Here is a 20,529-nt window from a genome sequence, read left to right on the forward strand (position 1 = left end):
CCTGGAACATCCTTGCCTGCCGTCAAAAATGCGAGAATGGCCAGCTCAATCAATCATCGGGGGATGCAGGCATGGTACGGATTTTGACGGGAATGACGGCAGCCATGCTGTCGGCTAGTGTGGCGGCGGCGCCGGGCGCCGAACCGGCGCAGCCGCAGATCGAACGTGTCGTGGCGCAGATATCGCCGCAGCGCATCGAGGCGCATGTGCGCAAGCTGGTCAGTTTCCAGACGCGCCACACCATGTCCGATACCGTGTCCGACACGCGCGGCATCGGCGCGGCCAGGCGCTGGATCAAGGCGGAGCTGGAGCGCTGCGGCGCGCAGGCGGGCGGCCGCCTGCAGGTGGCGTTCGACAGCCATATCGCGCCCGTGTCGAAGCGCATCGCGCGGCCGACGGAAATCGTCAACGTGGTGGCGACCCTGCCGGGCAGCCAGCCGCAGTCGGCCGGGCGCATCTATGTCGTCAGCGGCCACTATGATACGCGCGCCACGGACGTGATGGATGCGCAGGGCGACGCGCCCGGCGCCAACGACGACGCCTCGGGCACGGCGGCCGTGATCGAGATGGCGTGCGCGATGGCGCGCTACCAGTTCGACGCCACGCTCGTCTTCATGGCGGTGGCGGCCGAGGAACAGGGGCTATTGGGTTCCGGCCACTGGGCGCAGCAGGCGAAGCTGAACAAGCTCAATATCGCCGGCATGCTCAATAACGACATCATCGGCAGTTCGCGCGCCGACGACGGCACCGTCGACGGTGGCCAGGTGCGTTTGTTTGCCGAGGGCATTCCCGCCGTGAAGGAAATGAGCGATGGCGTGCGCGCCCTGGTGGCGACGGGCGGCGAAAACGATTCCCTCTCGCGCCAGCTGGCGCGCCATGTAAAACAGGTGGGCGAGCGCTATGTGCCCGGTTTCAAGGTCAACGTCATTCAGCGCGCCGACCGCTATCTGCGCGGCGGCGACCATATGCCGTTTCTGGCGCAAGGGTATGCGGCGCTGCGTTTCACGGAGCCGAACGAGGATTTTACCCACCAGCATCAGGATGTGCGCGTGGAAAATGGCGTGCAGTATGGCGACCTGCCGCAATTCGTCGATTATGACTACGTGGCAAAAGTGGCGCGCGTGAATGCGGCGGCCTTGGCCTCGCTGGCCCTGGCGCCGGCCGCGCCAGCCGGCGTGCAAGTGCGCACGGCGCAGCTGGAAAACGCCACGACCTTGCTATGGCAGCCGAACACGGAACCGGACCTGGCCGGCTACCGCATCGTCTGGCGCGCCACCACGGCAGACCAGTGGCAGGGCGCGCAGGACGTGGGCAATGTCACCGAGGCCAAGGTCAAGCTGTCGAAAGACAACTATTTCTTTGGCGTCCAGGCCATCGATCGCGACGGAAATGTCAGCGTGGCAACATACCCCATGCCCTTGCGCTAGACGTTGTTGACGGGCAGGCGGGCCAGAAAACCGTGGATCTGGGAAACGACTGCCGCGCCTTCGCCGACGGCGGCGGCCACGCGCTTGGTCGAGCCGGCGCGCACGTCGCCAATGGCGAACACGCCCGGCACGCTCGTTTCCAGCGCGGCCCGGTCCGGCAAGGCCGCTCGATACTCGGCGTGGCCATGGCCATGGGCGCGGCATGCCGCGCGCGTGACGTCGAAGCCCGTGCGAATAAAACCCTGTTCGTCGACGGCGACGGCGCAGTCATGCAGCCAGTCCGTGTTCGGATCGGCGCCCACAAAAAGAAACACGCGGCGCACGGCGCAGTCGCACTCTTCACCCGTCTGCTTGTTGCGCCAGCGGGCGCCCGTCAAGCCATCGTCGTCGCCTTCCAGGGCGATGATTTCCGTGTGCGTGTGCAAGGTGATGTTGGGCGTGGCGGCGATGCGCTCGATCAGGTAGCTCGACATGCTGGCCGCCAGCCCTGCGCCGCGGATCACCATGTGGACTTTGGCCGCATGGCCGGAGAGAAACACGGCCGCCTGGCCGGCCGAGTTGCCGCCGCCGACTAAAATGATCTCTTCCTGCCTGCACAGCTTGGCTTCGATGGGCGAGGCCCAGTAATACACGCCCCGTCCTTCATATGTTTTCAGGTTGGCCAGCGAGGGGCGGCGGTAGCGCGCGCCGCAGGACAGCACCACCGTGCGGGCGCGCACTTGCGTGCCGTCGCACAGGGTGACGCGCAGGGGCCAGGTGTCGCACAGCAGGCTGGCGGCGCTGGCCGGGGTGGCGATCTCGACGCCGAACTTTTGCGCCTGCACATAGGCGCGTCCCGCCAGCGCCCGGCCGGATATGCCGGTGGGAAAGCCCAGATAGTTCTCAATGCGCGCGCTGGCGCCCGCCTGGCCGCCATACGCGCGCTGTTCCAGTGCCAGCACCGATAGCCCTTCGGACGCCGCATACACGGCCGTGGCCAGGCCGGCGGGGCCGGCACCCACGACCAGCACGTCGAAGATCTTGTCGCCGGACAAATCGGGCAGCATGCCCAGGCAGCGCCCCAGTTCCGCATTGCCGGGATTCTTCATGACCTTGCCATCGGGACAGACGACCAAGGGCCATTCCTGCGGCGTGGGCTGGTAGCGCTGGGCCAGCGCGGCGGCGGCCGCATCGCTGGCCGGATCGAGCACCGTGTGCGGGTGGCCATTGCTCGATAGAAAACTTTGCAGATGAAACAGATTGCCATTGCCGCGCGGTCCCACCAGCACGGGGCCGCCCGAATTCGATTCGATCAGGGCCACGCGGCGCAGGATCAGGGCGCGCACGATGCGTTCGCCCATCTCCGCTTCCGCCACGATCAGCGCGCGCAAGGATTCGGAACTGATGTCGAGCAATTCCACCTCGCCCACGGCGCTGCCGTTGACGAGGGTGGGGCGGCCGGACAATTGCGCCACCTCGGCAATGAAGTGGCCGACGCCCACTTCGCGCAGCTGCGACGCCTGCCCCAGCACCTCGTGGCGCGTGATGCTGACGCGTCCGGACAGTATCACCAGCATGCCGAAGCTGCTGCTGCCCGCCTCGAACAGGGTGGCGCCATCGGCAAAGCGCCGCCGTGTGCCATAGCGCTGCAAGCGCTGCAGTTCGAGCGCATTGAAGACGGGCGAGATCTGGTGGCTGCGGCCCTGCAAGTCGAGCGTGGCGAACTGGACGGGATCGTCCTGCGTGGTTTCGGGAATGAATTCGGGTGTGCTGCTGCTCATGACTGATCCATTGATTGAATAAGCAAATTACTAAAATAACTAACCGCCACGAGTCTAGCGCATGCGCGCGCGGCCCGCTGGCGCAGCGCACGCGGCGACCCTGGCAGGGCGCAAAGCCAGGAAGCATGCGGACTGGCGCGCGGGTGGCCACGGTTGGGGCAGCCTGTCGGGGCGGCGGCTTTTAGCCATACGCCGTCCAGCATCTCATATTAGAATGGGTCTTTGTTGAAATTACTCAAACAGACACGATGGCTTACAAGACACTTGAAGATACGATAGGCAATACCCCGCTGGTGCAACTGACGCGCTTGCCGGGCGCCGATGCGATTGCGCGCAACAACGTCATCCTCGGCAAGCTGGAAGGCAACAACCCGGCCGGCTCTGTGAAGGACCGCGCCGCCATGTCCATGCTCAAGCGCGCTGAAGAGCGCGGCGTCATCAAGCCAGGCGATACCCTGATCGAGGCTACCAGCGGTAATACGGGCATCGCGCTGGCCATGGCCGCCGCCTTGCGCGGCTACAAGATGCTGCTCTTGATGCCAGACAATCTCAGCGTGGAGCGCCGCCAGAGCATGGCCGCCTACGGCGCCGACATCCTGCTCACGCCGAAGACGGGCGGCATGGAATATGCGCGCGACCTGGCCGAGCAGATGCAGAAGGATGGCCGTGGCATCATCCTCGACCAGTTCGCCAACGAAGACAATTCGCGCGCCCACTACGAAAGCACGGGACCGGAAATCTGGCGCGATACGCATGGCCAGGTCACGCATTTTGTCAGCGCCATGGGCACGACGGGCACCATCATGGGCGTGTCGCGCTACTTGAAGGAACAGAATCCCGCCATCCAGATTATCGGCGCACAGCCCGAAGATGGATCGCAGATTCCCGGCATCCGCAAGTGGCCGGAAGCGTACTTGCCGAAAATTTACGACAAGTCGCGCGTGGACCAGGTGGAATACGTGAGCCAGGGCGTGGCCGAGCGCATGGCGCGCAGCCTGGCGGCGGAAGAGGGCTTGTTCTGCGGTATCTCGGCGGCCGGCGCGTGCGAAATCGCGCTGCGCATCTCGCAAACGGTGGAAAACGCGACGATCGTGTTCGTCGTCTGCGACCGTGGCGACCGTTACTTGTCCACCGGCGTATTCCCAGCCTGATTGTTCAATTTTAAAATGGAAATTCGGGTCGGCCAGGACGGCCTGAAAATTACCCCCTCCCCATGGCGGGGAGGGAAAACCTGCGAAACTGGCAGGATCAGCCTTGTGGCGTTTCGCCTTCTTTTGGCTTGAATTGCTTGTCGCTGATGCGGAATTTGTTACGACGGTCACCCATCAGGTAACGCAGGTCGCGGATGCTCAGGTCGCTGACTTCGTGCATGCGGATCAACAGCGATGCGCCGACCGGCAGGCGGTGGTGGCGGATTTTGCTGATGACCGGTGGCGCCACTTCCAGCGCGCGGGACAGTGCTGCGTCGTTTTTCAGGCGCAGGTTTTCGATCAGGGTATCGAGCAATCTGTTTGGGTTGTATTGAAGCAGATCGTCGGAGTCCGAATCGCTGTTCATATCAATGCCGACTTGGTTTGTCATGATGTTAATGTTCCTTCTGTAGTTGCACTGCAAAGTAAAAAACACTCGGAGCTCGCTCTTGCTGCGTTCATGTTCATTCTTTACTAAAAGGAACGAATTCACACACGGTACGATCCGGGATACAGTTTTTCATGATATATACACAATTGTACAGCAGGATTCCATTTCAGACCGGAAAGCTCTGTAATCTTGCTTTGGATAAAATGGGTGTTGTCACGTTGCAACACCTATTTATTCTTTATTATGCTCTATGATAGAACAAAAATTGTACTTTGACAAAAGTTAAGTATAAAACCATTTCTGTATTCCGTGCCGCACAAAGGCTGGCGAGCGAGGCTGGCACATGTTATCGGCCCCACCATAGACCTGTTTGCTGGTCGCTTCAACATCGCTTACGCTTTCTTACAAGTAATATTATAACTTTACACCGACTTTCGGTTAGCGTGCGCGCACTTGGCTGATGGCCTTGCCCAAGTCGATCACTGACATGGCATAAAAATAACTTCTGTTGTACTGAGTTATAGCAAAGAAGTTATTGGTTGCCAAGTGATACTCAGTTGCTTCTGAACCATTTTGCAGATCGATCAGGCCGTACAACATGTTCTGGGGCGTGGCTGCGACCGTACTCACGCCCGCTTCCTGCAACTCTTCCAGCCGGTACTTGGCTTGCAAGCCCTGGCCGATGAACTTTTCCCAGGCGTGGCTGGACGAGACGGTGACGCGATACGTGCTGATGGCCGGGTCATCGCGCCGCCAGCCGTGTTCGACGAGGAAATGCGCCACGCTGCCGATGGCGTCGGCCGTGGAGTTGCGCAAGTCGATATGACTATCGCCATCGAAGTCCACCGCATATTTCATGATGCTGCTCGGCATGAACTGGGGCAGGCCGATGGCGCCCGCATATGAGCCGAGCAGGGTCAAGGGATCGATGCCATCCTTGCGTGCGTACAGCAGCGCATTTTCCAGTTCGCCCTTGAAAAATTCCATGCGCGCGGCGCGCGTCGGGCTTTCCGGATAGGAAAACGCCAGGGTCGTCAGCGCGTCGAGCACGCGGAAACGGCCCGTGTTGCGTCCGTACACGGTTTCCACGCCGATGATGCCGACGATGATTTCAGCCGGCACGCCATATTCGCGTTCGGCGCGCGCCAGCGCTTGCGCGTTCTCTTCCCAGAATTTCACACCCGCATTGATACGCACCGGCTCGATGAAGCGGGCGCTGTACGCTTGCCAGTTCTTCGGCTTGCCTGGCGGCGCCGGTTTCATCAGCTGCACGGTCGACTCGACATAACGCACCTTGCCGATCAGGGTATCGAGCTCGGCGCGGTCAAAACCATGCTTGGCCGACATCTCGTCGAGGAAGGCGCGTACTTCTTTCCAGTTGGCATAGTCGACAAACTCGCCTTCGAAGTCGAATTTTGCCGGTGCTTTTTTGGCCGTCGCCTTGGCGGGCGGCGCCTTGGCCGCGCGCACGGCACGGGCGCGATCAGCAGCGGAAATGTTGCTGTTTTCGCCAGCGTGCGCGGTGGCCAGGCACAGGGGAAGGGAGAGGAGCAGGGACAGGGCGGAGGTTTTGATCGGTAACAAGGAGCGTCTCATCGGCATTGGGTTAACAGGTGGCGCAAGCTGCGCCGCGCGCGGGATTGTTCGTCTGGGTTGGCATTACCATACTTCATCGTGGCATAGATTGCCAGAAACTGTGCGATGGCGGCGTGCGCCTTGGGTGTGGCCTTGCCTGCGGCCAGCCGTGCAGCATAACCGTGCGGCCCTTCATGCGGCGCACGGCTGTAGCCGCGACGCGCCTGCTGGCGGCAAAACTGCAGGTACAGGGCGTCGAGCGGATCGCCTTGCCGCGCCTGCCGCCACCAGACCAGTGCGCCGACTACGGCGGACAGCAGGGCCAGCACGGCGCAAGCGAGTGCCAGGGTCGTCGCCGGCAGGTTTTTCAAGCGATCGAGCATGGCGCGCTGGCGTTGCGGCGTGGTGTCGAGCACCCAGTTGCTCCAGGCCTGCTCGGCTTGCTGCCATTGCTGGCGCCACGCGGCAAGCGCCCCTGTCGCGCCGCCATCGAGGCCGGCCAGGGCGCGCCAGGCCGTCAGCGGCGACGCGGCCGCTGGCAGGGCGGCATCGAGGTTGCGCTCCGTGCGCAGGGGCGCGACGGCGCTGGTGGGGTCGATGCGTACCCAGCCCCGGCCTGCCAGCCACACTTCGCTCCAGGCATGGGCGTCGGACTGGCGCACGCTCAAGCTGTTGTCCGTATCGTTGCGCAGTCCGCCCTGGTAACCGGTGACGACGCGCGCGGGGATGCCCATGGCGCGCATCAGCACGACAAAGCTGCCCGCGTAATGTTCGCAAAAGCCCGCTTGTGTTGTAAACAGGAAGTCGTCGACGCCATGCTTGCCCAGCAGCGGCGGCTGCAGGGTGTAGCGGAATGGCGCGCGGCGGAAGTGCTCCAGCACGGCAGCGATGGCGTCGGCGGGCGCCAGCGCGTGCGCGCCGCTGCCGCGCAGTGCGCGGGCCCAGGCGATGCTGCGCGGGTTGCTGCCAGCAGGCAAGGCCAGCCATGGCTGCTGCTGGGCCAAAGGCAGCTTGGCCTGCAGCCGGTAGCGCGCTTGGGAACTGACGCGGTAATGCACGGTCGAAGTAATGGGCTGTATGGTCAGCACTTCCAGCGCGGACGAGACGACATACGGATTGCCGGGCAGACGCTCGATGCTGCGCGGCACATCGAGCGCGAAGATGCGCCGCTGGCCGCTCGCTGGCAAGGTCACTGCATAGTGGCTGGGCGGCCCTTCCAGCGCGATGTCGATGCGGCTGTCGCTGGCAGGCGCGCGTCCCTTCGCGCCCCGGCGCGTCCAGGTGGCGCCGTCGTAGTCGCCCAGCACCACGCCGCGCCAGTACAGCTGGTCTTGCGGCGGGAGCGGCGTGGAAAAGCGGGCCGTGAAGACGGGTTCGCTTGACAGGGCCAGCGAGGCGATGGCGCCCGGCTGCATGCTGTCGGACAAGCCCGTGCGCGCTTGCGCGCCCTCATGCTGCGCGCCCCACAGGGGGCCGTCGGGGCGCGGTACGGCAAGAAACAGTACGGCCGCCAGGGGAAGGGCCAGCGCCAGCATGCGCCCCAGCAAGCCCAGCCTTTGCGCCAGGCGCGGCTGCACGGCGCCGTACTGGGCCGACAGCAGGGCCGCCAGCAGCACGAGGACGGTGGCCAGCATCCAGGCGGCGCCGAGGATTCCTTGCGTATGGAAAAAGTTCGCCAGCAGCAAAAAGAAACTGAGGAAGACGAGCACGAAGATATCGCGCCGGCCATGCATTTCCAGCGACTTCAAGGCCAGCAGCAGGGCCAGCAGGGCCACGCCGGGATCGCGTCCCAGCACGGTGCCATAGCTGGCGTACACGCCGGCGATGCCCAGCAGGGCCAGCGGCGCCAGCACGGCGAGCGACGGCTGGCGTCGGCCCCGCACGGTAATGACGGCGCTCCACAGCAGCGGTGCGGCTGTCGCTACCGACAACCATGGGGGCAGGTGCAGCGCGTGCGGCGCCAGCACCATGGCGGCGGCCAGCAGCAACAGCACAATGTCGGCCTTCTCGCGTGGCAAGCCGCTCAGCCAGGCTTTCATGGCGCCGTCCGGTCTTGTGGCAGATCATGCAGGGCCAGCGCGCGCAGGCAGGCGTCGCGCTGGCTGGCGCCCAGGGCGGGCGTTAGCGTTAGCGCGCCCAGGCGCAAGCCATACGGCAAGCCCGTGCGTTCCGCCTGCAGTACCCAGGCGGTCAGGCGCGACAGGCGTGCTTCCGGCGCCAGCGCGTGCAGGGTGGCGTGCTCAAGCATGATGCTGCCACGGGACGCGCCCGCCGGCGCGTCGGCGCCAGGCTGGAATTGCTTGCTGAATAAATGCTCGCCATCATGGCGGGCGATCTGGCGCCAGGCCAGGCGCTGCAAGGGGTCGCCCGAATGGTAGGCGCGCACGCCGGCCAGTTCCAGGGTGCCATCGGGCGAGTCTGGCCAGCCTGGCTGCCGTTCCTGCTGTATTGTGCCGGCCAGCCAGGGCAGCGGCGGCGCATCCTGTTCTGGCTGCGGATACACGAGCACGCGCGCGTCGGGCTGCCAGTGGCACCATGCCACAAACAGGCCCAGCGGAAAACTGCCGGACAGGCATACGGCTGGCGCGTTGAGCCAACCACGTTGCGGGGCCGGCATGCCGATGCTGATGGCCGTTTCGCCGTGGGCGGCGATATCGGCCAGGCCGGGCGCCGCCGACGCGCCGCTCGCCGCCAGGCCGATCGCATGGCGCGGGCGGCTGCTGCGGTTGATCAGGTGCAAGGTGAACAAGGCGTGGCTGCCCGCAAACACGGGCTTGCCCGGCGTGGCGGCCAAGGCCAGGCCCGCCAGGTTGCGGCTTGTAAACAGCATGTCGGCGATGGCGCAGGCGGCCGCGAAATACGTGAGCGCATAGCCCAGGCCCAGGCGGTAATTGACGGCGGCGATCCACAGCGCCAGCAGCAGCGCGGCAAACGCCAGGCCCGCGCGCGAGGGACGGATGTGCACGCGCTGCGCGCCCAGCCAGGGGCGTGCCGGCAGCCATGGAATCGTGCGCCAGCGCATGCCGCTCAGACGGGGATGCTCAACAGCAGATGCCGCAGCAGCGCGCGGCTGTCCGTGGACCCTTGTGCCGCATGCAGGCGGTGGGCGCAGACGGGCAGCAGCACGGCTTGCACATCGTCGGGCGTGACGTGGTCGCGTCCGGCCAGGGCGGCCCAGGCGCGCGCCGCCTGCAGCAGGGCCAGCGCGGCGCGCGGGCTGAGGCCGTCGGCAAACACGCCGGGCGCGCGCGTGGCGTGCACGAGGGTCAGCACGTAGTCGACGACGGCGGGCGAGGCGTGGATGGCGCGCAGGCCCGCTTGCGCCTGCAGCAATTCTTCCGCATTCATGACGGCAGGCAAGGTTTGCAGCATGGCGCGGCGGTCGGCGCCCAGCAGCAGCGCCCGTTCGGCGGCCGCATCGGGGTAGCCCAGGGTGACGCACATGAGAAAGCGGTCGAGCTGCGATTCGGGCAGGGGGAAGGTACCCAGCTGATGCGCGCAGTTTTGCGTGGCGATGACGAAAAACGGCCGCGGCAGCGCGTGCGTGACGCCATCGAGTGTCACTTGCCGCTCTTCCATCGCTTCCAGCAAGCCCGATTGCGTCTTCGGCGTGGCGCGGTTGATCTCGTCGGCCAGCAGTACCTGCGTGAACAGGGGGCCTGGATGAAAAATGAAACTGGCGCTGGCGCGGTCATACACGCTCATGCCGGCCACGTCGGCGGGCAGCAGGTCGCTGGTAAATTGCTGGCGCTTCCATTGCAGGCCCAGCGAGATGGCCAGCGCATGCGCCAGCGTGGTCTTGCCCACACCGGGCACGTCTTCGATCAGCAGGTGGCCGCCCGCCAGCACGCAGGCGAGGGTCTGGCGGATCTGCAATTGTTTGCCGACGAGAACTTCGCCGATTTGCTGTGCGGCCTGGTGTATTTTTGAAAACATGTTATTTCTATCACAGTGCAAGGGATTATTTAATTTACAATCGCTTTGGCCAGGTCAAACGGCGCCGCCCGCCAGCTGCGCGCTCGTGGTAGATTAGAGTGACGGCAAAGGCGGCAAGGGCGGCGCAGACCAGCCAGTGATTTTATGCGAGAACGCGCAGGGCGAACAGGACTGCCATGCAGTGTTCCCGGAGAATGGACAGAGACAGAGGTAACCAGTACAGCGCATGAGCACAGCCATTTATACCCATCCCGATTGTCAGCGCCATGAAATGGGCGACTGGCACCCTGAATCGCCGGCCCGCTTGCAGGCCATTAACGATCAATTGATCCTCGCGCATATCAGCGACCTGGTCGAGCACCGCGACGGCGTGCGTGCGCAATTGTCCGACATCGAGCGCAACCACAGTGCCACGGCCATCGGCCTGGTGCGCGACAATGTGCCGTCCGAGGGCGACTACTATCCGCTCGACGGCGACACCTTGCTCAACGCGCACAGCTACGAGGCCGCCCTGGCGGCGGCAGGCTCGGCCGTGACTGCCACGGACGCCGTCATCGATGGCGAGATCAGCAACGCCTTTTGCGCGATCCGACCGCCCGGCCACCATGCGCGGCCCAGCGAGCCCATGGGTTTCTGCCTGTTCAACAATGTCGCCATCGCCGCCAAGCATGCGCTCGACGTGCGCGGCCTTGACAGAGTCGCCATCGTCGACTTTGACGTGCATCATGGCAATGGCACGGCCGAATCCGTGGCAAACGATCCACGCATCCTGATGGTGAGTTTTTTCCAGCACCCGTTTTATCCGTACAGCGATGTCGAGTCCTATACGGATACGCGCGTCAACGTGCCCGTGCCGGCCCGCTCGAAGGGCGATGCCGTGCGCCAGCTGGTGCTCGACCACTGGCTGCCGGCACTGCACCGGCAGCAGCCGCAGATGATTTTCATTTCCGCCGGTTTCGATGCCCACCGCGAAGACGATGTGGGCGGCATGGGCCTGGTGGAGGCTGACTACACGTGGCTGACGCAGCAAATGATGGCCGTGGCGAATCAGTATGGCAAGGGCCGCATCGTCAGCTGCCTCGAAGGGGGCTACAACCTGTCGTCGCTGGGCCGCAGCGTGGCGGCGCATGTGAAGGCGCTGGCGGAGCTGTAACGGCGCAGCGAACTACAGCAAGCTGGGACGGCTGCTGGAATTGGTGTGGCGGTGGGTCTGGTAGTCGAGCGCGTCGCCGGCCATGAAGCGGCGCCAGGCTTGCGTGTAGACGAGCGATGATTTCTCCGCGTCGAAGCTGTCGAGCTGGAGCATGTCGCGGTGGTGCTTGATTTCATTGACCAATTGGTCATACAGCATTTGCAAGCCATAGCTGTCGGCGCTCTGGCGTTTCAGGCGCTCTTCCAGCTGCGCCACTTGGCCCTGCAACTGCCGGCATTCCCTCTTCCAGTCATTGCGCGGCATGCGCTTGGGCGCCATGCCAGTGTGTTCCATCATCATATCGACCTATCCCCATCGCGTATCTCCCTGCACCTGGCGGAGCCAGCCTGGAAATAATTGCTTTTCATTTAAGAGGCGATATTAGAGCATACTTTTTTATTGCTTGCAGTAAATATAAAAATCCTTGTAGAAATATTTGACCCGGCTTCCCGGGTGCGTATCACTCGCGCTGCGTTGCCTTCAAGGGTGCAGCGGGGGCGGCTCCGGCCATGTGGCCGTCGTCGGCGTAAGTGATGGTCAGCAGGGTGTCGTCTTCCCAGCTCTGGTCATGCAGCGGCGGCACGTAGCGCTGGCGGTCTTGCGTGACGCGGATGTCCAGCGTGCGCTCGCCCGAGCGCGCCTGCACGGCGGCGAGGCTGCGCGGCACGGGATACAGCACGTGGATCAGCGACGAGTGGCACGGTCCGCCCGCCAGGCGGAACAGGTTGCGCCGCATAAACGGCAGCTGGTCCTGTTCGACGGCCCAGCGGATTTCGCATTCCAGGCGCAAGTCGCCCAGGCGGCGCACGTTCGCGGGCAGTCCCGGCGTATGGATGTCGGCGCGCCAGCGCAGGGTGTCGCGCTTCTTGTTGCTGACCAGGTCGGCATTCGCATCGTAGGCCGTCTTGTCGCGCGTCAAGGTGAAGCCGCCATCGGCCGCCAGGGGTACGGGGATCGACAGGTTGTCGGCCGACAGGTGCAAGGTCACGCCATCGAGCCTGGCCTGGGGCGTGGCGGGAACCAGCATGAAGCGCAGTGGCGCGCCCGGCGCCAGGCGCTGGTGGTCGGCATACGCGTCGAGTCCCTTGAGCATGGTGCGGTAGGGGCGCAAGTCAGGATCGCGCGTGCCTTGCACGTCGACAACCTGCTGCATTTCCTGGCTGGCCGTGTCGCCAGGCGCCGCCGTTTGTTCCTGGGCCATGGCGGGCAGCAGGCAGGCGCAGAGGGGGGCGAGGAGGAGGAAACGGGGAAGATGCATGGAATGCGTATCAGGTTAAGCGTGCAATGGGGAAGCCGGCCACGCTGGACGGACTGCAGATATTATCATTCAAGTAACTGCCAAATTATCACCAATTGTCTCGTTCGCGTCGCACGGCTGGCGCTGGCGGCGGAAAATGGGACGTCGTGGCGGCAACCACGTAAAATAGCGGATTGACTGAACGAACTGAAGGCAAGAGCATGGCGATACAATGGTACCCAGGACACATGAACGCGGCCCGCAAGAAAGCGGCCGAGACCATGGAGAACACCGACCTGGTGATTGAAGTGGTGGACGCGCGTCTGCCGGCAGCCAGCTGCAATCCCATGGTGGACGAGTTGCGCCTGTTCCGCCAGCGCCCTTGCCTGAAGATCCTCAACAAGACCGACCTGGCCGATCCGGCCGCCACGGCCGCCTGGGTGGCGTATTTCAATGCCCAGGAAGGCGTGACCGCGTACGCGATGACGACCAAGAAGCCGGGCGACGTGGCGCGCATCCCTGACCTGGCCAAGTCCCTGGCGCCGCACCGCGGCGTGCCGACGAAACCGCTGCGCATCATGATCATGGGCATCCCCAACGTGGGCAAGTCGACCCTGATGAACGCGCTGCTGAAAAAGCGCGTGGCCAAGGTGGGCGACGAACCGGCCGTCACAAAAATGCAGCAAAAGCTGTACCTGGACAAGAACACCATCCTCGTCGATACGCCCGGCATGCTGTGGCCGAAGATCGCCATCCCCAGCGACGGCCTGATGCTGGCGGCCAGCCATGCCATCGGCTCGAACGCGCTGATCGAAGAAGAAGTGGCCGTGTTCCTGGCCGAGGAATTGCTCAAACGCTATCCGGACTTGCTGACGGCCCGCTATGGCACCAAGATTGGTGAAGTCGACGCCATCGGCGTGGTCGAAGGCATTGCCGCCAAGCGCGGCTTCCGCATCAAGGGCGGCGACTACGATTTCGAGAAAGCGTCGCATACCCTGCTGCTCGACTACCGCAGCGGCATCCTCGGTCGTATCTCGCTGGAAACGCCGGATACGCGCGCGGCCCTGCTGGCACAGCACGCGGCCGAGATGGCGGAAAAAGCGGCCATAGCGGCAGCGATTGCCGCTGAAAAGGCGAAAAATGCGGCGCGCGGCAAGCGCGGCACCTGATTCAAGTTATATCCATGCAAAAAGCGCCGCGACATTGCTGTCGCGGCGCTTTTTTTATGCGGTGGCGGATTATCCGAATTTGAAACTGGTGACCGCCAGCGCCCCAAAAAAATCCTCTTCGTGGTACACCACGTGCGCCGCTTCCTGCTCGGCCGCACCGAGCGCCACCATCAGCGGCAGCAGATGGTCTTCCTGCGGATGGGCCTGGCGCGCGCCCGGTGCCTGGTCCCAGGCCAGCAACTGTTGCAGCCGTTGTGCCGGCGGCAAGGCCATCGTCTGGCGCAGCCAGGCGTCGAACTGGTGCGAAGCGACGGCGCCCGCCTGGCCGAACTGGCGCAGGTTGTGATAACTGAGGCCACTGCCCAGTATCAGCACGCCTTGCCGGCGCAGGCCGGCCAGCGCGCGGCCCACCTCGACGTGCGTGAGCGGGTCGTAGCCGTGTTTCAGCGACAGCTGCACCAGCGGCACGTCCGCTTGCGGGTAGATGGGGAACAGGGCGCTGAAGGTGCCGTGGTCGAAACCGCGCTCGTGGTCCAGGCGCGCCGGGTGGCCGGCCGCGTCGAGCAACTGTTTTACCTGCGCCGCCAGCTCCGGCGCGCCCGGTGCCGGGTACTGAATTTGATACGTGTGCGGCGGAAAGCCCGAATAATCGTAGATCATGCCCGGCCTGGGGCTGGCCGAAACGAGGAACTGCGGCCCTTCCCAGTGCGCCGTGACGACCAGCACGGCTTTCGGGCGCGCGCCGATCTGGCGCGGGATATCCTGCAATGATGCTTCCAGCACGTCGTAGCGGCCGCCGAACTGGTCTTTCATGAACGGCCACGGGCCGCCGCCGTGCGACAGGAAGTAAGTAGGGAAGGTGTGCTCTTGCATGGCGGCTCCGGAGTGGAATGACTGATGCTATCGATGATAGTCATGCGCGGTCAGTTGATCAAGATCGCTATTATTGATATATCATTTCCATTTTGTTGATGATGGGATGGTCATGGATACCTTGCGCAGCATGCGCGTGTTTCGCGCCGTGGTGGAACTGGACAGCTTCGTGCGCGCCAGCGAGCGCCTCGATCTGTCGCCGGCCATGGTCAGCAAGCACGTGATGCACCTGGAGCGCCACCTGGGCGCGCGCTTGCTGAACCGCAGCAGCCGCCATCTGAGCCTGACGGAAATCGGCAAGGTGTATTTTGAACAGTGCCGCGACATGCTCGACAATCTCGATGAAGTGGAAGCGACCGTGGGCCGCACGACGGTGGTGCCGCGCGGCATGTTGCGCCTGAGCGCGCCCGTCTGGTTCGCCAACGCCATCTTTACGCGCACCCTGGTGGCTTACCGCGAGCGCTTCCCGGAAGTGACGTTTGACATCGACTTGAGTGGCAGGGTGGTCAATCTGGTGGAAGAGGGTTTCGACCTGGCCCTGCGCGTCAGCCAGGCACCGTCGCCGAGCCTGATCGCGCGCCCCATCGGCAGCATCGCCTTTCACCTGGTGGCCGCGCCCGCCTACCTGGCGCGCGCGGGCCAGCCGGTGGCGCCGCAGGATCTGGCGCAACACGCCATGATCAGCTATTCGCTGTTGTCAAATGGCAATGAATTGACGTTTGACGGCCCGCAGGGGCACGAGACGGTGAAGTTTACGCCCGTGCTGCAATGTAATAACGAAAGCCTGCTGCATGCGGCCGCGCTCGACGGCATGGGCATCGCCCTGCTGCCGTCGTGGCAAACGGATGCGGACCTGGCGGCGGGGCGGCTGGTGCGTCTCTTCGACGATTTCAAGCTGGCGGGCGGCAGCGTGTACGCCGTCTACACGAGCCGCCGCTACCTGTCCTCGAAAGTGCGCACCTTCATCGACTTCCTGGCCGATGAAGGGCGCCTGGGCAGCTGACGGCCCCGGCGCCACGCGCCGTGCGTATAATGATTCGCTTTTGCCATCCTCCTGCTACCGTGCGTTCGCGCCCCGGTAGCGCACCCAGCTTGCCGCCATGATGCCTGCCCCTTTCGCCCTGACCATCGCCACGCGCACCTTGCTGCTGTGCGCCATGGTCATGCCTGCGTACGCGCAGGATGGCGTGGATGGTGGCGCGGCCGGAGTCACGCATGGCGACCTGTCCGCCGAGCTGGCGCAGGGCGGCCAGCACAGCGTGCGCGGTGCCCTGTCGCGCGACCACGGCGGCATGTCGCTCGATGTGGCCATCGATGAGTTGCGCAATGGTAATTACCGCGATGGCAGCGTGTTTCACCAGCGCGGCTTCAACGGTGGCGCGGAATGGAAGCTGCGCCAAGGCCGTTTTGGCTTCAGCGCCGACCAGCTGAACCAGGACACCCGCTATCCCGCGCCCGAGGCGCCGTTCCTGGCCTTGCTGGCGGCCCGTCCGGAAGACCTGTACCGCTATGAAGTGCGGCGCGCCAGCGCCTTCGTGCAGCGCTACGTGGGCAATGTCGAGCTGGGCGTGGAGCTGTCGCAGCGGGAAAAGCGCGCCACAGCCCAGTATGCGGGCGAGGATGGCAGCAGCGAATCGCGGTACAGCAGCCGCCGCCGGCAACTGGCGCCCCGCGTGCGCCATTACGGCAAGGTGGGCGGCGTGGGCACGGATACGGAAGTGGGCCTGGACCTGATGCAGTGGGAGCGGCGTTCGGGCCGCGATGGCGATGGACGGCGCCGGCAGTATTCGCGCGCGCTGCTGCTGCGCGAAGAGCTGGCGTTTGGCGGCATATATGCGCCGCGTCTGCTGCTGGGCTTGCGGCATGAACAGTTCCAGCTCGATCCGGCCGACATGCCCGCCGGCGGCAGCGACTGGGAAAACCAGAACGCCTGGGACGTGCAGGGCAGTTTGCAGCTGCGCCCGCAACTGAGCGTGTACGCCAAGGCCGCGCGCAGCTACCGCATCGATGACGATGGCTATACCCGCGCCGGCTACCGTCCGCTGGCGGGACAGCTGCGGCGCGAAACGGAAGTGGGCGCCACCTTCGGCGACGCGGCGCGCAGCGCTTCCGTGCGCGTGTTCAGCGAGCGCCTGAGCAACCAGATCGTCTTCGACCAGAACCTGGGCCAGCTGGGCTTTGCGGGCAACCTCGACCCCTCGCGCCGCGACGGCATCGCCATCGAGGCCAGCATGGCGCTGGCGCGCGACTGGCGCCTTGACGCTCAGCTGCGGCAAGTGCATGCGCGCTATGACGACTACACTTACGACGGCCCGGACATCGCCCTCGTGCCCAAGACCCTGGCCAGCCTGCGCCTGTACTGGACGGGGCAGGCCGGCGCGAGTGCCGACGTGGGCGTGCTATGGCAGCGCGCCCTGCGCTATGGCCCCGATTTCGCCAGCAGCTGCCTGGCGCAAGTGCCCGCATTCGCCACCGTGGACGGGCGCTACGTGCGCAAGCTGGGCGCCTGGGAGCTGGAACTGGCCGGCAGCAACCTGGCCAACCGCCGCCATTACGGCGATGCGCCTGGTTGCCATTCCAGCATTTACCTCAACGATGCGCGCCAGCTGCGCGTGTCGGCGCGCTACCATTTCTGAGAAAGAGGCGCAGCGGGGCTTAAATGCGGCTTAAGCGGGCGCAAAGCGGGGCGATAAACTCGGCTTTTTTCCGCCCGGGCTGCATCGATCGGCGCAAAAAGTGGTAATCTCGCCCCGTTCACGACCACTTTATGAAGAAGGATTATTATGCGTTTTCTGCGTTTCTTGCGTCCCCTGCTTGCCGCCGTCACCCTGGTGGCGGCCACCGGCGGCGCCATGGCGGCCGATACCGGCTTTACCACGCTCCCGACGCCAGTGCGCACGGACACGGGCAAGAAGGTGGAAGTGGTCGAGTACTTCATGTATTCCTGCCCGCACTGCTACGCGCTCGATCCGCTGATGCACGACTGGGTCAAGAAACAGGGCGACAAGATCGCCTTCCGCCGCATCCACCTGGCCTTCTCCGGCCCGAAAGACCCGCAGGCGCACGCGTATGCCACGCTGGAAGCGATGGGCCAGCTGGACCAGTTCCATGACAAGATCTTCCGTGCCATCCACGTCGAGCGCAACCGCCTGAACCGCGATGACGCCATCCTCGACTTGCTGGTCAAGAACGGCATCGACAAGGCGAAATACCTGGACATGTTCAATTCGTTCGGCGTGCAGACCAAGCTGAAACGCAACGAGCAGCTGATCGTCGCCAGCAAGATCGACAGCGCGCCGACCATCGTCATCGACGGCCGCTTCGTCACGTCGCCGTCGCAATTGTCGCGTCCGGGCCAATCCGAGCCGCAGACCCAGGCGGCGACCCTGCGCGTGATGGATGAACTGGTGGCGCGCACGCTGAAAGAGCGCGCACCCGCGCCAGCGAAGAAGTAAGCGGAGAGCGCCATGAAACAGCTGCCCTGGACCTTGTGCGTACTGGCCCTCGCCCTCGTGGCGTGGCTGGCGCTTGCCGTCGTCAACGTGGAAAACCAGCGCAATGCGCTGGTGACCAAGGCTTGCGTGGACCCCGCGTTCAAGAACGAGGTCGACGCGAAATGCCTGGCGTCCGTGCAGTCGCGCGAACACTGGTGGCAGCATCTGACCTACGCCATGACGCATTTCAGGCCTTAGCCGAATGCTTGAAGAACCCGCCGCGCGCGGGTTTTTTTTCGTGTGCGTATGATGAAGCCACAACCATCCTGGAGGAACGATGAAGGAAGTGATCTTGATTACCGGCAGCAGCCGCGGCATCGGCGCGGCGACTGCACAGCTGGCGGCGCGCCAGGGCTATGCCGTCTGCGTCAACTATGTGCGCGATGCGCGGGCGGCCGAAGACTTGTGCGCGCGCATCATCGCTGGCGGCGGCGAAGCGATTGCCGTGCAGGCTGACGTGGGCGACGCAGTGGACGTGGAACGGCTGTTCGGCGAAGTCGATGCGCGCCTGGGCACGCTCACGGCGTTGGTCAACAATGTGGGCGTACTGGAGCAGAAATGCCGGCTGGCCGACATTTCCGTGCAGCGCCTGGAACGCGTGTTGCGCACCAACGTGATCAGTTATTTCCTGTGCTGCCAGCAGGCCGTGCGGCGCATGTCGACGGCGAACGGAGGCCAGGGCGGGCGCATCGTGAATGTCTCGTCGGTGGCCGCGCGCATCGGTTCCCCGGGCGAATACATCGACTATGCGGCCTCGAAAGGCGCCGTCGATACCTTGACCCTCGGGCTGGCGAAGGAAGTGGCGGCCGAAGGCATCCGGGTCAATGGCGTGCGGCCCGGCATCATCTATACGGACATCCACGCGTCTGGCGGCGAACCGGGACGGGTGGCGCGCCTGGCGTCCGGCGTGCCGATGCAGCGCGGCGGCGAGCCGGAAGAAATCGCCGACGCCATCCTGTACCTGCTGGGGCCGGGCGCGACGTATGTGACGGGCAGCATTCTCGACGTGGCGGGCGGGCGCTAAAGGTTACGCTTTGACTGGCGCGGCCTTGGCCGGCGCCGAATGGGGCGTGATCACCACGGTGCAGGTGGTGCCGGCCACCAGAACCTGGTTCCTGTCCTGCTCGTCGATGTGGATGCGCACGGGCACGCGCTGCGCCAGGCGCACCCAGTTGAAGGTGGGATTGACGTCGGCCAGCAGTTCGCGGCCCGTGGTGGCGTCGCGGTCGGTGATGCCGCGCGCGATGCTCTCGATGTGGCCATGCAGGGTGCCGCCGCTCATCAGATTCATTTCCGCCTTGTCGTCCTGCGCCAGCATGCCCAGCTTGGTCTCTTCAAAGTAGCCGACGACGTAATACGAGGCGCTGTCGATGACGGCCAGCTTGGGGGCGCCGACGGCGGCGAAATCGCCCTTGTGCACGTTCAGGTTCGTCACGTAGCCGCTGACGGGGGCGCGCACGGTGGTGCGTTCCAGGTTCAGTTGCGCCAGCGCGCGCGCGGCGACGGCGGCCTGCACTTGCGACGAGGCCGAGCTGGCGGCGTAGGCCGCGCTTTCGCGGCTTTCCGTCGAGATGATGCTGGCGTCAAGGCCTGCGCGGCGCTGCGCTTCCTTGCCGCGGCGGCCCATTTCCGTTTTTTGCGCGGCCAGCACGGCGTCGGCCTGCGCCAGCGCGCTGGCATAGCGCTCCTTGTCGACGACGAACAGCACATCGCCTTTTTGCACCACCTGGTTGTCGCGCACCAGCACGTCCGTGACGGTGCCGGCCACGTCGGCGCTGATGTTGACGATGTCGGCCTTGATGCGGCCGTCGCGCGTCCACGGCGACTCCATGTAGCGGTCCCAGACAGTCTTGCCTATCCACAGGGCGGCAGCCAGGAGCAGCACGGTGATTGCATAGCGGGTCAGTTTGCTTACCATGTCGGCAGCCTTTCCTTGATTGGGTTGAACATTTTTTTTATTCGAAGGTTATTTGTACAGCGATAAAGCCAGCGCGCCGAAGATGGCGATGAAGATGCACAGCCGCGCCAGCGACGGGTGCCACACCATGCGGTACACGCCCAGCCAGCCCAGCACGCGGTCGAGCAGGGTTTGCAGGCCGATGCTGAGGATGAACAGGGGCAGCAGGGTAGGAATCAGAATTCCGAACAGGGCGAATTCACGCGGCATGGTGGTCTCCGGCGCCAGGCGCCATATGGTCGAGCAATGAGGTGTAGATCGAATGCAGGTCGGCCAATGCCGTCTGCAGGCGGGCGCTGCGTTCGGCTGTCGCATCGGCTTGCGTTTG

The 20,529-nt window shown here is 64.5% G+C and carries 20 protein-coding genes; 9 read left to right on the plus strand and 11 right to left on the minus strand.

What is annotated here, in order from left to right; all coding sequences use genetic code 11:
• The first annotated feature begins 104 nt into the window (after nt 1-104).
• Nucleotides 105-1,427 (plus strand): M28 family metallopeptidase, encoded by a 1,323-nt coding sequence (locus K0F86_RS05165; RefSeq protein ID WP_257571990.1) that lies wholly within the window; start codon nt 105-107, stop codon nt 1,425-1,427.
• Here K0F86_RS05165 and K0F86_RS05170 read toward each other — a convergent pair.
• Nucleotides 1,424-3,187, minus strand: coding sequence for an FAD-dependent oxidoreductase (locus tag K0F86_RS05170; RefSeq protein WP_219133279.1), 1,764 nt, complete (start codon nt 3,185-3,187; stop codon nt 1,424-1,426). The genes K0F86_RS05165 and K0F86_RS05170 overlap by 4 nt on opposite strands.
• A 248-nt stretch (nt 3,188-3,435) precedes the next feature.
• Here K0F86_RS05170 and cysM point away from each other — a divergent pair, with 248 nt between their 5' ends.
• Nucleotides 3,436-4,338 carry a cysteine synthase CysM gene (gene cysM / locus K0F86_RS05175; RefSeq protein WP_116743505.1) on the plus strand — a complete coding sequence of 301 codons (903 nt, stop codon included), beginning with the start codon at nt 3,436-3,438 and terminating at the stop codon, nt 4,336-4,338.
• A 97-nt stretch (nt 4,339-4,435) separates the two neighbouring features.
• Here cysM and K0F86_RS05180 read toward each other — a convergent pair whose 3' ends face one another.
• The 5 genes from K0F86_RS05180 to K0F86_RS05200 form a co-directional block, all read right to left on the minus strand.
• Nucleotides 4,436-4,768, minus strand: a complete 333-nt coding sequence (locus K0F86_RS05180; RefSeq protein WP_034751784.1) for a hypothetical protein — start codon at nt 4,766-4,768, stop codon at nt 4,436-4,438.
• A 438-nt stretch (nt 4,769-5,206) separates the two neighbouring features.
• Entirely contained in the window at nt 5,207-6,352 is a 1,146-nt protein-coding gene (mltB, locus tag K0F86_RS05185; protein WP_257571991.1) for a lytic murein transglycosylase B, read from the minus strand.
• An 8-nt stretch (nt 6,353-6,360) separates the two neighbouring features.
• Complete coding sequence (locus tag K0F86_RS05190; protein WP_219133281.1) at nt 6,361-8,382, minus strand: DUF3488 and transglutaminase-like domain-containing protein; 2,022 nt, start codon at nt 8,380-8,382, stop codon at nt 6,361-6,363.
• On the minus strand, nt 8,379-9,365 hold the full coding sequence (locus K0F86_RS05195; RefSeq protein WP_219133282.1) for a DUF58 domain-containing protein: 987 nt from the start codon (nt 9,363-9,365) through the stop codon (nt 8,379-8,381). The genes K0F86_RS05190 and K0F86_RS05195 overlap by 4 nt, the downstream gene beginning before the upstream one ends.
• A gap of 5 nt (nt 9,366-9,370) precedes the next feature.
• Nucleotides 9,371-10,279, minus strand: a complete 909-nt coding sequence (locus K0F86_RS05200) for a MoxR family ATPase (RefSeq protein ID WP_219133283.1) — start codon at nt 10,277-10,279, stop codon at nt 9,371-9,373.
• Nucleotides 10,280-10,505: 226 nt separating this feature from the next.
• Between K0F86_RS05200 and K0F86_RS05205 the strand changes: the two genes are divergently transcribed.
• On the plus strand, nt 10,506-11,432 hold the full coding sequence (locus K0F86_RS05205; RefSeq protein ID WP_096234313.1) for a histone deacetylase family protein: 927 nt from the start codon (nt 10,506-10,508) through the stop codon (nt 11,430-11,432).
• 12 nt (nt 11,433-11,444) lie between these two features.
• Here K0F86_RS05205 and K0F86_RS05210 read toward each other — a convergent pair whose 3' ends face one another.
• Together K0F86_RS05210 and K0F86_RS05215 are read right to left on the minus strand one after the other, a co-directional pair.
• Entirely contained in the window at nt 11,445-11,768 is a 324-nt protein-coding gene (locus K0F86_RS05210) for a hypothetical protein (protein WP_219133284.1), read from the minus strand.
• Between the two features lie 163 nt (nt 11,769-11,931).
• Nucleotides 11,932-12,729, minus strand: coding sequence for a hypothetical protein (locus tag K0F86_RS05215; protein ID WP_219133286.1), 798 nt, complete (start codon nt 12,727-12,729; stop codon nt 11,932-11,934).
• Nucleotides 12,730-12,929: 200 nt separating this feature from the next.
• Here K0F86_RS05215 and ylqF point away from each other — a divergent pair, with 200 nt between their 5' ends.
• A complete protein-coding gene (ylqF, locus tag K0F86_RS05220) occupies nt 12,930-13,877 on the plus strand; it encodes a ribosome biogenesis GTPase YlqF (RefSeq protein ID WP_219133288.1) in 948 nt (315 codons plus the stop codon).
• A gap of 69 nt (nt 13,878-13,946) precedes the next feature.
• Here the strand turns inward: ylqF and K0F86_RS05225 are convergent, their stop codons facing one another.
• The gene (locus K0F86_RS05225; RefSeq protein ID WP_219133290.1) at nt 13,947-14,750 is read right to left on the minus strand and encodes a class III extradiol ring-cleavage dioxygenase; all 804 of its coding nucleotides are present in this window, start codon (nt 14,748-14,750) and stop codon (nt 13,947-13,949) included.
• 112 nt (nt 14,751-14,862) lie between these two features.
• On the opposite strand from K0F86_RS05225, the gene K0F86_RS05230 reads away from it, so the two are divergent.
• The 5 genes from K0F86_RS05230 to K0F86_RS05250 all read left to right on the plus strand — a co-directional run bounded on the left by K0F86_RS05230 (nt 14,863) and on the right by K0F86_RS05250 (nt 19,268).
• Nucleotides 14,863-15,753, plus strand: a complete 891-nt coding sequence (locus K0F86_RS05230; protein WP_219133292.1) for a LysR family transcriptional regulator — start codon at nt 14,863-14,865, stop codon at nt 15,751-15,753.
• A 97-nt stretch (nt 15,754-15,850) separates the two neighbouring features.
• A complete protein-coding gene (locus tag K0F86_RS05235) occupies nt 15,851-17,386 on the plus strand; it encodes a TonB-dependent receptor (protein ID WP_219133294.1) in 1,536 nt (511 codons plus the stop codon).
• 147 nt (nt 17,387-17,533) lie between these two features.
• The gene (locus K0F86_RS05240) at nt 17,534-18,205 is read left to right on the plus strand and encodes a thiol:disulfide interchange protein DsbA/DsbL (protein WP_219133297.1); all 672 of its coding nucleotides are present in this window, start codon (nt 17,534-17,536) and stop codon (nt 18,203-18,205) included.
• Between the two features lie 12 nt (nt 18,206-18,217).
• On the plus strand, nt 18,218-18,442 hold the full coding sequence (locus K0F86_RS05245; protein ID WP_219133298.1) for a hypothetical protein: 225 nt from the start codon (nt 18,218-18,220) through the stop codon (nt 18,440-18,442).
• A gap of 79 nt (nt 18,443-18,521) precedes the next feature.
• Nucleotides 18,522-19,268 carry an SDR family oxidoreductase gene (locus K0F86_RS05250; protein ID WP_219133300.1) on the plus strand — a complete coding sequence of 249 codons (747 nt, stop codon included), beginning with the start codon at nt 18,522-18,524 and terminating at the stop codon, nt 19,266-19,268.
• Between the two features lie 3 nt (nt 19,269-19,271).
• Here K0F86_RS05250 and K0F86_RS05255 read toward each other — a convergent pair whose 3' ends face one another.
• Nucleotides 19,272-20,162 (minus strand): efflux RND transporter periplasmic adaptor subunit, encoded by an 891-nt coding sequence (locus K0F86_RS05255; protein ID WP_219133302.1) that lies wholly within the window; start codon nt 20,160-20,162, stop codon nt 19,272-19,274.
• Nucleotides 20,163-20,210: 48 nt separating this feature from the next.
• On the minus strand, nt 20,211-20,411 hold the full coding sequence (locus K0F86_RS05260) for a DUF1656 domain-containing protein (protein WP_070224633.1): 201 nt from the start codon (nt 20,409-20,411) through the stop codon (nt 20,211-20,213).
• Nucleotides 20,412-20,529 lie beyond the last annotated feature (118 nt).

Origin of the sequence: Janthinobacterium sp. UMAB-60 (genome assembly GCF_900095235.1) — a bacterium.
Taxonomy (GTDB): Bacteria; Pseudomonadota; Gammaproteobacteria; order Burkholderiales; family Burkholderiaceae_D; genus Janthinobacterium.

Excerpts from the sequence above, each read along its gene's own strand:
- K0F86_RS05225 (WP_219133290.1), bottom strand. The coding sequence starts at position 14,750 with ATGCAAGAGCACACCTTCCCTACTTACTTCCTGTCGCACGGCGGCGGC.
- K0F86_RS05245 (WP_219133298.1), top strand. The coding sequence starts at position 18,218 with ATGAAACAGCTGCCCTGGACCTTGTGCGTACTGGCCCTCGCCCTCGTG.
- K0F86_RS05260 (WP_070224633.1), bottom strand. The coding sequence starts at position 20,411 with ATGCCGCGTGAATTCGCCCTGTTCGGAATTCTGATTCCTACCCTGCTG.
- K0F86_RS05170 (WP_219133279.1), bottom strand. The coding sequence starts at position 3,187 with ATGAGCAGCAGCACACCCGAATTCATTCCCGAAACCACGCAGGACGAT.
- K0F86_RS05235 (WP_219133294.1), top strand. The coding sequence starts at position 15,851 with ATGATGCCTGCCCCTTTCGCCCTGACCATCGCCACGCGCACCTTGCTG.
- cysM (WP_116743505.1), top strand. The coding sequence starts at position 3,436 with ATGGCTTACAAGACACTTGAAGATACGATAGGCAATACCCCGCTGGTG.
- K0F86_RS05255 (WP_219133302.1), bottom strand. The coding sequence starts at position 20,162 with ATGGTAAGCAAACTGACCCGCTATGCAATCACCGTGCTGCTCCTGGCT.
- K0F86_RS05200 (WP_219133283.1), bottom strand. The coding sequence starts at position 10,279 with ATGTTTTCAAAAATACACCAGGCCGCACAGCAAATCGGCGAAGTTCTC.
- K0F86_RS05205 (WP_096234313.1), top strand. The coding sequence starts at position 10,506 with ATGAGCACAGCCATTTATACCCATCCCGATTGTCAGCGCCATGAAATG.
- K0F86_RS05210 (WP_219133284.1), bottom strand. The coding sequence starts at position 11,768 with ATGATGGAACACACTGGCATGGCGCCCAAGCGCATGCCGCGCAATGAC.
- K0F86_RS05230 (WP_219133292.1), top strand. The coding sequence starts at position 14,863 with ATGGATACCTTGCGCAGCATGCGCGTGTTTCGCGCCGTGGTGGAACTG.
- K0F86_RS05180 (WP_034751784.1), bottom strand. The coding sequence starts at position 4,768 with ATGACAAACCAAGTCGGCATTGATATGAACAGCGATTCGGACTCCGAC.
- K0F86_RS05250 (WP_219133300.1), top strand. The coding sequence starts at position 18,522 with ATGAAGGAAGTGATCTTGATTACCGGCAGCAGCCGCGGCATCGGCGCG.
- K0F86_RS05190 (WP_219133281.1), bottom strand. The coding sequence starts at position 8,382 with ATGAAAGCCTGGCTGAGCGGCTTGCCACGCGAGAAGGCCGACATTGTG.
- K0F86_RS05165 (WP_257571990.1), top strand. The coding sequence starts at position 105 with ATGCTGTCGGCTAGTGTGGCGGCGGCGCCGGGCGCCGAACCGGCGCAG.
- K0F86_RS05195 (WP_219133282.1), bottom strand. The coding sequence starts at position 9,365 with ATGCGCTGGCGCACGATTCCATGGCTGCCGGCACGCCCCTGGCTGGGC.
- ylqF (WP_219133288.1), top strand. The coding sequence starts at position 12,930 with ATGGCGATACAATGGTACCCAGGACACATGAACGCGGCCCGCAAGAAA.
- K0F86_RS05240 (WP_219133297.1), top strand. The coding sequence starts at position 17,534 with ATGCGTTTTCTGCGTTTCTTGCGTCCCCTGCTTGCCGCCGTCACCCTG.
- K0F86_RS05215 (WP_219133286.1), bottom strand. The coding sequence starts at position 12,729 with ATGCATCTTCCCCGTTTCCTCCTCCTCGCCCCCCTCTGCGCCTGCCTG.